The sequence below is a fragment of the Bosea sp. OAE506 genome (assembly GCF_040546595.1).
Taxonomy (GTDB): domain Bacteria; phylum Pseudomonadota; class Alphaproteobacteria; order Rhizobiales; family Beijerinckiaceae; genus Allobosea.
In genome coordinates this window covers 1,754,932-1,765,678 of record NZ_JBEPOB010000001.1, presented here as the reverse complement: position 1 = coordinate 1,765,678, position 10,747 = coordinate 1,754,932, and the positions used below count along the sequence as shown (strand labels likewise).

The 10,747-nt window shown below is 69.6% G+C and carries 11 protein-coding genes and 1 tRNA gene; 8 read left to right on the top strand and 4 right to left on the bottom strand.

The features are described from left to right. The first annotated feature begins 76 nt into the window (after window positions 1-76). The 3 genes from ABIE41_RS08560 to ABIE41_RS08550 all read left to right on the top strand — a co-directional run bounded on the left by ABIE41_RS08560 (window position 77) and on the right by ABIE41_RS08550 (window position 2,606). Complete coding sequence (locus ABIE41_RS08560) at window positions 77-469, top strand: MAPEG family protein (protein ID WP_192644045.1); 393 nt, start codon at window positions 77-79, stop codon at window positions 467-469. A 49-nt stretch (window positions 470-518) separates the two neighbouring features. After that, entirely contained in the window at window positions 519-1,583 is a 1,065-nt protein-coding gene (locus tag ABIE41_RS08555) for a threonine aldolase family protein (RefSeq protein ID WP_192644046.1), read from the top strand. Window positions 1,584-1,670: 87 nt separating this feature from the next. Then, window positions 1,671-2,606 carry a hypothetical protein gene (locus ABIE41_RS08550; RefSeq protein ID WP_192644047.1) on the top strand — a complete coding sequence of 312 codons (936 nt, stop codon included), beginning with the start codon at window positions 1,671-1,673 and terminating at the stop codon, window positions 2,604-2,606. 97 nt (window positions 2,607-2,703) lie between these two features. Here ABIE41_RS08550 and ABIE41_RS08545 read toward each other — a convergent pair whose 3' ends face one another. After that, window positions 2,704-3,177, bottom strand: coding sequence for an Hsp20 family protein (locus ABIE41_RS08545; RefSeq protein WP_192644048.1), 474 nt, complete (start codon window positions 3,175-3,177; stop codon window positions 2,704-2,706). Between the two features lie 211 nt (window positions 3,178-3,388). On the opposite strand from ABIE41_RS08545, the gene ABIE41_RS08540 reads away from it, so the two are divergent. Next, complete coding sequence (locus tag ABIE41_RS08540; protein ID WP_192644049.1) at window positions 3,389-4,456, top strand: alpha/beta hydrolase; 1,068 nt, start codon at window positions 3,389-3,391, stop codon at window positions 4,454-4,456. On the opposite strand, the gene hisN is transcribed toward ABIE41_RS08540, so the two are convergent. Both hisN and ABIE41_RS08530 read right to left on the bottom strand, forming a co-directional pair. Next, window positions 4,361-5,143, bottom strand: a complete 783-nt coding sequence (gene hisN / locus ABIE41_RS08535) for a histidinol-phosphatase (protein ID WP_192644050.1) — start codon at window positions 5,141-5,143, stop codon at window positions 4,361-4,363. The two genes, ABIE41_RS08540 and hisN, sit on opposite strands and share 96 nt — an antisense overlap. A 332-nt stretch (window positions 5,144-5,475) precedes the next feature. Next, a complete protein-coding gene (locus ABIE41_RS08530) occupies window positions 5,476-6,396 on the bottom strand; it encodes an N-formylglutamate amidohydrolase (RefSeq protein WP_192644051.1) in 921 nt (306 codons plus the stop codon). A gap of 260 nt (window positions 6,397-6,656) precedes the next feature. On the opposite strand from ABIE41_RS08530, the gene cpdR reads away from it, so the two are divergent. The 4 genes from cpdR (at window position 6,657) to ABIE41_RS08510 (ending at window position 9,356) form a co-directional block, all read left to right on the top strand. After that, window positions 6,657-7,016 carry a cell cycle two-component system response regulator CpdR gene (cpdR, locus tag ABIE41_RS08525; RefSeq protein ID WP_038363805.1) on the top strand — a complete coding sequence of 120 codons (360 nt, stop codon included), beginning with the start codon at window positions 6,657-6,659 and terminating at the stop codon, window positions 7,014-7,016. A 149-nt stretch (window positions 7,017-7,165) separates the two neighbouring features. Next, window positions 7,166-7,240 (top strand) — tRNA-Val (locus ABIE41_RS08520). A 456-nt stretch (window positions 7,241-7,696) separates the two neighbouring features. After that, the gene (locus ABIE41_RS08515; RefSeq protein WP_192644052.1) at window positions 7,697-9,115 is read left to right on the top strand and encodes an MATE family efflux transporter; all 1,419 of its coding nucleotides are present in this window, start codon (window positions 7,697-7,699) and stop codon (window positions 9,113-9,115) included. A 43-nt stretch (window positions 9,116-9,158) separates the two neighbouring features. Further along, window positions 9,159-9,356 (top strand): DUF3606 domain-containing protein, encoded by a 198-nt coding sequence (locus ABIE41_RS08510; RefSeq protein WP_192644053.1) that lies wholly within the window; start codon window positions 9,159-9,161, stop codon window positions 9,354-9,356. 6 nt (window positions 9,357-9,362) lie between these two features. Here the strand turns inward: ABIE41_RS08510 and ABIE41_RS08505 are convergent, their stop codons facing one another. Next, window positions 9,363-10,643, bottom strand: coding sequence for a phospholipase D-like domain-containing protein (locus ABIE41_RS08505; RefSeq protein WP_192644054.1), 1,281 nt, complete (start codon window positions 10,641-10,643; stop codon window positions 9,363-9,365). Between the last annotated feature and the right edge of the window lie 104 nt (window positions 10,644-10,747).

The window sequence follows — 10,747 nt, the reverse complement described above, 5'->3', positions numbered from 1 at the left end:
CGACCCTGACGCCAGCTCTGGCGGCGCCGCGGCCGGTCCCCTAGGGTGACGGCCCGCCCTCCTCCGGTCTCGCCCCATGTCGCTCGTCATCGTCCCCGTCTACGCCGCGCTGCTGGCGCTGCTCTTCGTCATGCTGTCGGTGTCGGTCGTGCGGCAGCGGCGCAGCGGGCGCGTCGCCATCGGCACCGCCGGTGACCGCGAACTCGAGCGCCGCGTCCGCGTCCACGGCAATTTTGCCGAATACACCCCGCTGGCTCTGCTCCTGCTCGCCATGGCCGAGTTTCGCGGCGCGCCTGGCCTGCTGCTGCACGCGCTCTGCCTCTGCCTGCTCCTCGGGCGCGCGAGCCATGCCTGGGGCGTCTCGCATCTCGACGAGGATCTGCGCTTCCGCGTGGTCGGCATGATCGCCACCTTCCTGACCCTGATCGCGGCGGCGCTGACGCTGCTGGTGCAGGCGCTGGTCCGCTAGGCGGCGGGAGCCCTTGGCGCCGGCGCCGCCGGGCTCTATCGCTGACGGCATGAACTTCATCAGCGACAACATCGCGGGCGCCAGCCCGAAGGTCATGGCCGCGATCGCCGCCGCCAATGACGGACCGGCCTCGGCCTACGGCACAGATGGCTGGACGCAGGCCGCCGAGCGGCGCATCGCCGAGATCTTCGAGCGGGAGGTCGCGGTCTTCCTGGTGACGTCAGGCACGGCGGCAAATGCGCTGGCGCTGGCGAGCCTGACCCGCCCCTGGGGCGCCGTCATCACCCATGAAGAGAGCCATGTCGCCGACGACGAATGCGGCGCGCCGGAATTCTTCAGCGACGGCGCCAAGCTCATCGGCCTGCCCGGCGCCGGCAACAAGCTGTCGCCCGAGGACGTCACCCAGACGTTGGTGCGCTTCCGCGAGGGCGCGCTGCACCAGGTCCAGCCGCAGCTGCTCTCGATCACCCAGGCGACCGAATGCGGCACGATCTACACCCCCGACGAGATCCGCGCGCTGAAGGCGGCCGCCGCACCGCGCGGCCTGGCCCTGCACATGGACGGCGCCCGTTTCGCCAATGCGCTGGTGACGCTAGGCTGCAGCCCGGCTGAGACGACCTGGAAGGCCGGCATCGACGTGCTCTCGTTCGGCGGCACCAAGAACGGCGCCTGGGCAGCCGAGGCGGTCGTCTTCTTCGACCCCACCCGCGCGGCCGAGATGAAATGGCGCCGCAAGCGCGCCGGCCAGACGCTGTCGAAGGGCCGGCTCATCGGCGCCCAGTTCGAGGGGCTGCTTGCCGACGGGCACTGGCTCGACCTCGCCCGCCACGCCAATGCGCTGGCGCAGCGCCTGGCCCAGGCGATCGGGCGCAGTTCGCAGGCGCGCCTGGCCTGGCCCTGCCAGGCCAATGAAGTGTTTCCGATCTTGTCCCCCGCCCTGCAGTCACGACTGAAGGCGGCCGGCGTTGGCTATCTCGACTGGTCGGCGCGCGCATTGCCGGCGGGCGAGGCGCTGGCGGAGGGCGAGGTGGTGGGCCGCTTCGTCATGTCGTTTGCGACGCCGGAGGCGGAGGTCGCGCGGCTGATCGCCCTGATCGAGGCCGCGGAAGGCTGAAACCCTCCCGCTTTCAGCCCCACCCATGCCGCAATCCCTAAGGAAGACTGAACGCCTGTCAGTCCATCCTGGAAGGGTCTGCCCCTCATGGTTCTTCGTTCGACCGCGCCGACGCGCACCGCGCTGATGGGTCTGGCTGTTGCCGGCGCCCTCGCCGGCACCGCCGGCACCGCCTCGGCCCAGTACTACCTCGATGACGACGCGCCCTATCTCGAGCAGCGCTTCGGCTATGGCTACGGCTACCGCTATGTCGCGCCGCGCCCGCCGGCGCCGATCCCGCAGCGCGCGATCTCGCGCATCGCTGCCCGCGACTTCGGGTTGATCCAGGTCGACCGGACCATCGCCACCGGCTCCGCCTATGTTGTCGATGGCCGCACCCGCAGCGGTGCCCGCGTTCGCCTCATCCTCGATCCCTATAGCGGCCAGGAGATCGACCGCATCGTCCTGCAGGCGGCGCCGCGCCAGGCGCCGCGCGTCGCCCGCGTCGAGCCGCGCGAGGAGGCAAAGCCCCGCCCGCCGCGCCTTGCGCCGCAGCCGCCCGAGAGGCCGGCCGCTTTGAAGCCGCCGGGCCAGGCCGCGGCGCCCGCCACCGCCCTCCCGCCGTCCCCGGCAACGCCGCCACGAGCCGAGCCCGCTCCGGCCCCGGAGAAGCCGCCCGCCGCGGCGAGCGCGCCGGCGACCGCGACCCCGCCGGCTCCGGTCGCGCCGCCGCGCGCCGAACCCGAACCCGCTCCAAAGCCGCCCGCCGAAGCCAGCGCCCCGGCGATGCAGATCCCGCCCGCGCCTGCCGTGCCTGCTGCACCCAGCCCGGGGCCGAGCGACCCGGCCACCGGGGCGGATAAGCCCCGTCTCGTCAATCCAACCGATGTGCGCGGCACCGAAGGCGGCGAGCGCACGCCGCCGCTGGCCCGCACCGAACAGCCCGGCATTCCCGCACAACTGCCGCCGGTGCAGCCGCAGGATTCGAGCTCGGCCCAGCCCAAGCCGGAGACGCCGGCCGTCCCCGTCACGCCGATGGAGTGAGGCCGACCCGCTTGTGGACCGCCTTCTGACCACGACGAAAAAGGCGCTCCCGGTTGCCCGGGAGCGCCTCTGTTTTAGGCAAGCCGTGAGGCTGCGATCACGCGGCCTGCGCGGTCTCCACCTTGGCCTCGAGCACCTTGGCCTTGCCGCCGCCGATCGCGATCTGGCGCGGCTTCTTGGCCTCGGGGATCTCGCGCACGAGATCGATATGGAGCAGCCCGTTCTCGAGGCTGGCACCCGTCACCTGCACATAGTCGGCGAGCTGGAAGCGGCGCTCGAAGGCGCGCGCGGCGATGCCCTGATGCAGGATCTCGCGCGGCTGGCCGTTGTCGTTGGCCTGCTTCTCGCCACGCACCGTCAGCGCGTTCTCCTTGCTCTCGATCGCAAGGTCGGCTTCGCCGAATCCGGCGACCGCGATGGTGATGCGGTAGGCGTTCTCGGCCGTGCGCTCGATGTTGTAGGGCGGGTAGCTCGGCGCCGTCTCGGCGCTGCCGACCTGGTCGAGCAGCGAAAACAGACGGTCGAAACCGACGGTCGAGCGATAGAGTGGGGAAAGATCGAATTGACGCATGATGTCCTCCTAAGAAGCGACGTTCGTGTCCAGCCCGCCTCGTCTCGAGCGCGGGCCCGGTTCAGGTTCGCGCAGCCGTTCCGGCCTGCGCAGAGCTGATCTGGGAAGACGTTTTCGGCTTTTCAAGTGGTCCTTCCAGCGGGCATAAACGCTCCCGGCGGATCGGCGGCGTCGCCGCCCGGATTGCGAGCCAGCCGCCGGAAAGTCCCTGATGGCCGACGCCGAACTCTTCGCCCATCCCGACTATCCCATGCCCGGCCACGGCCGCGTCTGGTTCGCTTCGACGCGCGACGGCGCGAGCCTGCGCTTGGCCAGCTGGCGCCCGACGGTCAAGACCGTGCGCGGCACCATCCTCCTCGTCCAGGGCCGGGCCGAGTTCATCGAGCGCTATGGCGAGACCGTCGCCGAACTGCGCCGCCGCGGCTTCCATGTGCTGACCTTCGACTGGCGCGGCCAGGGCGGCTCGCAGCGCTTCGTCCGCCGCGAACGCAAGGGCCATATCGGCTGGCTGCGCCATTACGAGGCGGATCTCGCCCTCGCCCTGGCGCAGATGCGCGAGCGCCTTCCCGGCCCCTATTTCACCCTCGCCCATTCGATGGGCGCGGCCCTGTGCCTCGACGCCGCCCGCCACGACGCGCTGCCTGTCTCGCGGCTGGTGGCGCTGGCGCCGATGCTCGACCTCGCCATCATCGAGAACCCGAAGGCCGCCAGCCGGCTGGCGAATGTTCTGTTCTGGCTCGGCTTCGGCAAGGCCTTCGTGCCCGGCGGCGGCGACACGGCGATTGCGACCAAGCCCTTCGAGGGCAACCGCCTGACGAACGACCCGGATCGCTATGCCCGCAACAGCGCGCTCTCGGCGGCCGCCCGCCATCTCAGCATCGGCGACCCCACCATCGCCTGGGTCCGCACCGCCTTCCACCTGATGGCGCGGCTCGCCGCTCCCAACGCAGCCCGTGAAGTCCGCGTGCCGACGCTGGTGATCGCAGCCGGGCGCGACCGCGTCGTCTCGACACCGGCAATCGAGCGTTTTGCCGCGCGGCTGAAGACCGGGCAGGCGCTCATCCTGCGCGAGGCGCGCCACGAGATCCTGATGGAGAGCGACCTGATCCGGGAGCAGTTCTGGGCGGCCTTCGATGCCTTTATTCCGGGCGAGGACGCGCAGCTCGTGGCCGGCAGCGCCGGTTCAGCCGGCGAGCAGCGCCAGCGCGGCCTGATGCAGCGACTTGTTGGCGGCGGCGAGGATACGCCCGCCCCCGGCGGCGCTGCCCCCGTCCCATGAGGTGACGATGCCGCCCGCCCCCTCGATGATCGGAACCAGCGCGACGATGTCGTAGGGCTTCAGCCCGCTCTCGATGACGAGATCGACATGGCCGGCGGCCAGCATGCAATAGGCGTAGCAGTCGCAGCCATAGCGGGCGAGCCGCACCGCGCTCTCGACCCGGGCATAGGCCTGCGCCTCCTCGCCCTTGAACAGGGCCGGCGAGGTCGTCATCAGCGTGGCACCGGCGAGGGTCTGGCCCTGCCGCGTACGGAGGATGCGCGCCCCGCCCGGCCCGTCATAGCGCGCCTCGCCGCCGTCTCCCCAGAAGCGCTCGCCGGTGAAGGGCTGGTGCATCATGCCGTAGACCGGCACGCCCCGGCGCGTCAGCCCGATCAGCGTGCCCCAGACGGGAATCCCTGAAATGAAGGCGCGCGTGCCGTCGATCGGATCGAGCACCCAGCAATATTCGGCATCGGCATTCTCGTTGCCGAACTCCTCGCCGATCACGCCATGCGCCGGGAACTGCCGCCGGATCAGATGGCGCATCACGCTCTCGCCAGCCTTGTCGCCCTCGGTCACGGGGTCGAAGGCGCCGCCGCGCGACTTGTCCTCGAGCATGTGATGGGCGCGGAAGAAGGGCAGGATCGCCCGGCCGGATTGGGTGGCGAGTTCCGCCACGAAGGCTCCGAAATCGACCGCGCTCATGATCGCTCCTTCTCGCGCCGGCCCCGCAGCGCCCGCCCCTGATGATCGCCGGCCGCCGCGAAGGCAAGCGCCGGGCACTCGCACCGTCGGACAGACCGGCTTGTTCTGCGTCTGACGCATGCCCCATCCGCCGCCCGCTCTCGCAGAAATTTGGTCAGGCCACTTGCTTTTTTGCGCTGCACCGTCATATTGTGCACTGCGAAGGGGCGATGACATCAAGCCTTCGTTGCCCTCCTTGGGCGTTTCCTCCCTAGACTTGGGCCGCCACGAAAGTGTGCGGCCCTTTTTTCTGTTGTGGTGACAACAGCCGCCCTGCCGGGGCCGAACCGGCCCTATTCCGCCGCCTGGCGGAACTCGTCGAGCCAGCCGCTCCAGCGCGCGAAGCACTCGGCCATGGCGGCGGTGATCGCCTCCTCCAGGACGGTGAAGCCGCCATGCGGCAGCAGCGTCGCCTCGTCCATGTAGAGCGCGCGGTTGATCTCGATCTGCAATGTGTGCACGCCGGCGCTCGGCGCACCGTAATGCTCGGTGATGAAGCCGCCGGCATAGGGGCGGTTGCGCGTCACGCTGAAGCCCCGGCGCACGAAGGCGGCCTCGGCGATTTCGGTGACATAGCCGGCCGCACTCGTGCCGAACCGGTCCCCCAGGATGATGTCGGGTTTTACCGGCCCGTCGCGGTCGAGCCCGGTCGAGGGCATGGAATGGGCATCGACCAGGATGCAGGTGCCGAAGGCGCGCTGCGTGCGCTGCACGAGGTCGCGTAGCCCTGCGTGATAGGGCCGGTACAGCGCGTCGATCCGCGCCAGCGCTTCCTCGACAGGGATCCGTCCGAAATAGATCTCGTGCGCATCGCCGACGATGCGCGGAATCGTGCCGAGCCCGCCCGCCACCCGCAGCGAACGGGTGTTGGCGAAGGGCGGCAGCCGCCCCTCGAACATGCGCGGGTCGAGCTCATAGGGCTCGCGGTTGACGTCGAGATAGGCGCGCGGGAACTCGGCCGCCAGCAGCGGTGCGCCCAGCGCCACGCTGCGAGCGAAGAGCCGGTCGACATAGGCGTCCTCGGAGCGACGCAGCGAGCGCAGCGGCAGCCTTGCCCGCTCGACGAAGGCGCGCGGATAGCGACGGCCCGCATGCGGCACATCGACCACCACCGGCACGATGTGCAGGGCCGGCTGGTACAACGTGTAGGGCCGCTCGATCTCGGCGACGACGTCTTCCGGGCCGGTGGGAAAGGGGCGGGATGGCTCGCTCATCTGCGCAGACACAAGCACACAACGCGCGCCGGTTGAAGCGCCGTAGGCGCGTGGCGGCCACCGCTCACGGATTCACCCGTTGTTTACCATAGTGATGCCTTATAGAAACCGTGGGTTCCCACTGCGGGGGCAGGCCGATAACCCTGCCGCCGCAGACGCGCGGGGTGGGGCGCGAACAAGAGACGAGAACGGGACCGGCTTGGCTCGCCGGCCTCCGCTTCACCAGAACACAGGCCTTACGGGACGGACAGATCAGGCCCATGACCAAGATACTTCTCGCCGAAGACGACAACGACATGCGCCGGTTCCTGGTCAAGGCCCTGCAGAATGCGGGCTATGACGTGGCCTCCTTCGACAACGGGCTGTCGGCCTACAACCGGCTGCGCGAAGAACCCTTCGAGCTGCTGCTGACCGACATCGTCATGCCCGAGATGGACGGCATCGAGCTGGCACGCCGCGCCACCGAGCTCGACCCCGACATCAAGGTGATGTTCATCACCGGCTTTGCGGCGGTGGCGCTCAACCCCGATTCGCAGACGCCCAAGGACGCCAAGGTCCTCTCCAAGCCCTTCCACCTGCGTGAGCTGGTGAACGAGGTCGAGAAGCTTCTGGCGGCCTGAAGACCGCCGCCGGGGCCCGCGACGCTTTCTCCACAAAGCGCCTTGCAAGCCTCGAAGCGAGCGGCTATAGCCGCACACCTCGCAACATGGTCGCCCGGCAACGGCGGGACCTGTTCCGAAAGCCGCGACGATATCCCGACGCGGCAGACGGGCGCGTAGCTCAGCGGGAGAGCACTACGTTGACATCGTAGGGGTCACAGGTTCGATCCCTGTCGCGCCCACCATCTTCCAGACCCCGGACATCGCTCCCCATGAGCGGTTTCCGGGGTCTTTGGTTTTTAGGCCTGCGATACGCGCATCCTGTCCCGATTCACGCCCCCATCGTGCCGCCCCCTCACCTTAGCCCCCCGGCGCAGTCAGGCCTGCCCTGCCCTGAACCTTCCGGCGTCACGGGCGTTGGGCCGGCATGTGGCGGGGATGCCCGCCGTCTTGCCAAGAGGAAATGCGACCATGTTCAGGATGATTCTCGCCGGAGCGGCCGGTTGGATGCTGGCGACCCGGCCTGAGTTGCGCGAGCGCGTGCTGGGCGTGACGCGCGACCTCTTTGCGAGGCTGACGGCGCGCTGAGGCTTCCTTCTCGCCCGGCCCGCATCCGCGGCCGGGCGATTGCGCCTGACGGGTGGCAGCCCCGTTGATGCGGGCTGTCGCAGGCAGCCGCTGCGGGCTAGAAGCAGCGCCCCATGCCGTCGCCCGCGCCATCCTCAGCCCTTCCCTTGTCTCGCTCCGCCTGGCTGGCCGAGGCGGGCGCGACCCTGCGTCTTGGCTGGCCGCTGGTCCTGACCAACCTCGCCCAGACGGCGATGACCGCGACCGACGTGCTGATGATGGGCCAACTCGGCCCCGATTCGCTGGCGGCGGGCGCGCTCGGCTCCAATCTCTACATGGCCGTGCTGATCTTCGGCATCGGCGTGATGGCGGCGGTGGCGCCGATGCTCTCGATCGAGCTCGGCCGCAACCGCCATGCGGTGCGCGAGATCCGGCGCACCGTCCGCCAAGGCTTCTGGGCGGCAGCGACGCTGGTCGGGCCGATGTGGCTGTTCCTCTGGCAGGCGGAAGCCGTGCTGACGGCGATGGGGCAGGATCGAGGCCTGGCCGCGGCGGCGGGCAGCTATGTCCGGACGCTGCAGTGGAGCCTGCTGCCCTTCTTCTTCTATCTCGTCCTGCGCGGTTTCGTGGCCGCGCTGCAGCGACCGCTGGCCGCGATGCTGGTGGTCCTGGCTGCGGTGTTGTTCAACGCCTTCGCCAACTGGGTGCTGATGTTCGGCCGGCTCGGCCTGCCCGCGCTCGGGCTGCCCGGCTCCGGCTTGGCCACCGCCCTCTCCTCCGTCCTGATGTTCGCCGGCCTGGCCGCCCTGATTCTGCGTGACCGCCAGTTCCGGCGCTTCCGGCTCTTCGGCCGCTTTTGGGTCGCGGACTGGCCGCGCTACCGTGCCTTCTGGCGGCTCGGCCTGCCGATCGGCGCGACGCTCGCCTTCGAGGTGGTGATCTTCAACGGCGCCGCCTTCCTGATGGGGCTGATCGGCCCCACCGCACTCGCCGCCCATGCAATCGCGATCCAGATCGCCTCGCTGACCTTCATGGTCCCGATGGGCATCGGCCAGGCCGGCACGGTGCGCGTCGGGCGCGCTTTCGGCGCCGGAGACCATGACGGCATCCGGCGCGCCGGACAGGTGGCGATCGTGCTCGGCGTCGGCTTCATGGCAATGACGGCGCTGGCTATGTGGCTGGCGCCGCATTGGTGGGTGCGTCCCTTCCTCGACCTCACCCGCCCCGGCGCGATCGAGGTCGCGGCGCTGGCGATGCATTTCCTGGTCTTCGCGGCCATTTTCCAGATCGTCGACGGGGCGCAGGTCGTCGGCTCCTGCCTGCTGCGCGGCATCAGCGATACGCGCATCCCTATGCTCTATGCCGGGCTCGGCTACTGGGTCATCGGCCTGCCGCTCTCGGTTGCGCTGGGCTTCGGCACGCCGCTCGCCGGCAGCGGCATCTGGATCGGGCTGGCGGTCGCGCTCGCACTGGTCGCGGCGCTGATGCTCCGCCGCTGGGCGGCGCGGGACCGGCTCGGGCTGATGCCGGCCGGGCAAAGCCAGGGAACCTGACGCCCCTCTGGCGATTCCTCCGATCAACAGGAAGGAGATCGCCATGGCAGACGACAGGACGAAGCGCGGCCCGCAGGACCGCTCGCGCATCAATCTCGGCGAGGATTACGAGGTCCGCTACTGGACGGACAAGTTTGGTGTCTCGAAGAGCCAGCTCGAGGACGCCGTCCGCAAGGTCGGCTCTTCGGCCGACGATGTCGAGGCGGAGCTGCGCCGGCAGACCCTCGCCGGGGGCCGATAGCAGGCTCTAGATCTGCGAGCGCAGCAGGCTGGCGAGCCAGTCGGAGAGCTTGTCCCAGAGCGAGCGCGCCTGCCACTGCGCCAGCGTGTAGGGCCGGGCGCGCTTCAGATCGTTTTCGAAGACCGCGATCTGCTCGCGGGCAAAGGCGGGATCGAAGGCGTTGAGGTTGACCTCGTCGTTCAGCCGCAGCGCCCGGTCGTCGATATTGGTCGAGCCGACGGACGCCCAGGCCTCGTCCACCACGACGAGCTTGCAGTGATACATCGTCGGCTCGAATTCATGGATGCGGATGCCGGCCTCGAGCAGCTCGCCCCAGAAATGGCGCGAGGCCCTGCGGACGAGCCGCGCATCGGTGAGTTCGCCGGGCATCAGGATGTCAATCTCGACGCCCCGGGCCCGCGCGGCGAGAAGCTGACGGCGCGTCGTCTCGTCTGGGACGAAATAGGGCGTGCCGAGCCGGATCTTCGTCTTCGCCGCGGACAGTGCCGACATCAGCATCAGATGCATCACGCTGCGCTGGTTGGTCGAACTCGCCACCACCTGGGCGGCGCTGTCCCCGGCCGCAGCGATGGCCGGAAAGAACCGGTCCCCCATCAGCAATTCGCCCGTCGCTTCCAGCCAGTGTTCGGCGAAGGCGGCCTGGAATTCGGCCACCACCGGTCCCTCCACCCGATAATGCGTGTCGCGCCACTCCGCCCGGGTGCGGGCATCGCCGTTCCATTCGTCGCCGATGCCGACGCCGCCGGTGAAGCCGATGCGGCCATCGACCACGACGAGCTTGCGGTGCGTGCGGTTGTTGACCTTGTCGATCGAACGCCAGGACACCGGCCGGAAGCGGACCACCTCGACACCGGATGTCTGCATCCGTTCGACCAGCATCTCCTCCATCGGGATGCTGCCGACCCAGTCGAGCAGCACCTTCACGCTCACGCCCTCGCGCGCCTTCTGCGCCAGCACCTCGGCGAACTGGTCGGCGATGTCTCCGCGCCAGTAGATGTAGGTCTCGAAGGTGATGGTCTGCGTCGCGCCCCGCAACGCCTGCAGCATGGCGGGGAAGATGGCGTTGCCGTTGACCAGGGTCTCGAGCCGGTTGCCCGGCAGGACGCTCGAGCCGAACAGCGCGGCCATCGAACGGGCAAACTGGGGATCGGCGGCCGCGAGGCGATGCGGCAGCGGCTCCTGCAGATCCTTCCGTTCGGGGATCAGGTTCTCCGCCACGAGCCAGCCGACCGCGCCGAGCGCGGCCGACAGCAGCGCGATGACGAGCCGGTTCTTCAGCAATGTCATGATGGCCCCCGCCAGCTCCGCGGGTTGCAAACCCATGCGACGGCGGATGGGTTCCCCGCGGCGGCGGGCATTGATCGCGACGGGGCTCTGCCGCGATAGTTGCG

What these genes read in the sequence shown, in the direction of transcription:
- ABIE41_RS08515 (WP_192644052.1), top strand. Translation starts at nt 7,697, where the DNA reads ATGCCGTCGCCCGCGCCATCCTCAGCCCTTCCCTTGTCTCGCTCCGCC.
- hisN (WP_192644050.1), bottom strand. Translation starts at nt 5,143, where the DNA reads ATGAGCGCGGTCGATTTCGGAGCCTTCGTGGCGGAACTCGCCACCCAA.
- cpdR (WP_038363805.1), top strand. Translation starts at nt 6,657, where the DNA reads ATGACCAAGATACTTCTCGCCGAAGACGACAACGACATGCGCCGGTTC.
- ABIE41_RS08530 (WP_192644051.1), bottom strand. Translation starts at nt 6,396, where the DNA reads ATGAGCGAGCCATCCCGCCCCTTTCCCACCGGCCCGGAAGACGTCGTC.
- ABIE41_RS08560 (WP_192644045.1), top strand. Translation starts at nt 77, where the DNA reads ATGTCGCTCGTCATCGTCCCCGTCTACGCCGCGCTGCTGGCGCTGCTC.
- ABIE41_RS08505 (WP_192644054.1), bottom strand. Translation starts at nt 10,643, where the DNA reads ATGACATTGCTGAAGAACCGGCTCGTCATCGCGCTGCTGTCGGCCGCG.
- ABIE41_RS08545 (WP_192644048.1), bottom strand. Translation starts at nt 3,177, where the DNA reads ATGCGTCAATTCGATCTTTCCCCACTCTATCGCTCGACCGTCGGTTTC.
- ABIE41_RS08555 (WP_192644046.1), top strand. Translation starts at nt 519, where the DNA reads ATGAACTTCATCAGCGACAACATCGCGGGCGCCAGCCCGAAGGTCATG.
- ABIE41_RS08540 (WP_192644049.1), top strand. Translation starts at nt 3,389, where the DNA reads ATGGCCGACGCCGAACTCTTCGCCCATCCCGACTATCCCATGCCCGGC.
- ABIE41_RS08510 (WP_192644053.1), top strand. Translation starts at nt 9,159, where the DNA reads ATGGCAGACGACAGGACGAAGCGCGGCCCGCAGGACCGCTCGCGCATC.
- ABIE41_RS08550 (WP_192644047.1), top strand. Translation starts at nt 1,671, where the DNA reads ATGGTTCTTCGTTCGACCGCGCCGACGCGCACCGCGCTGATGGGTCTG.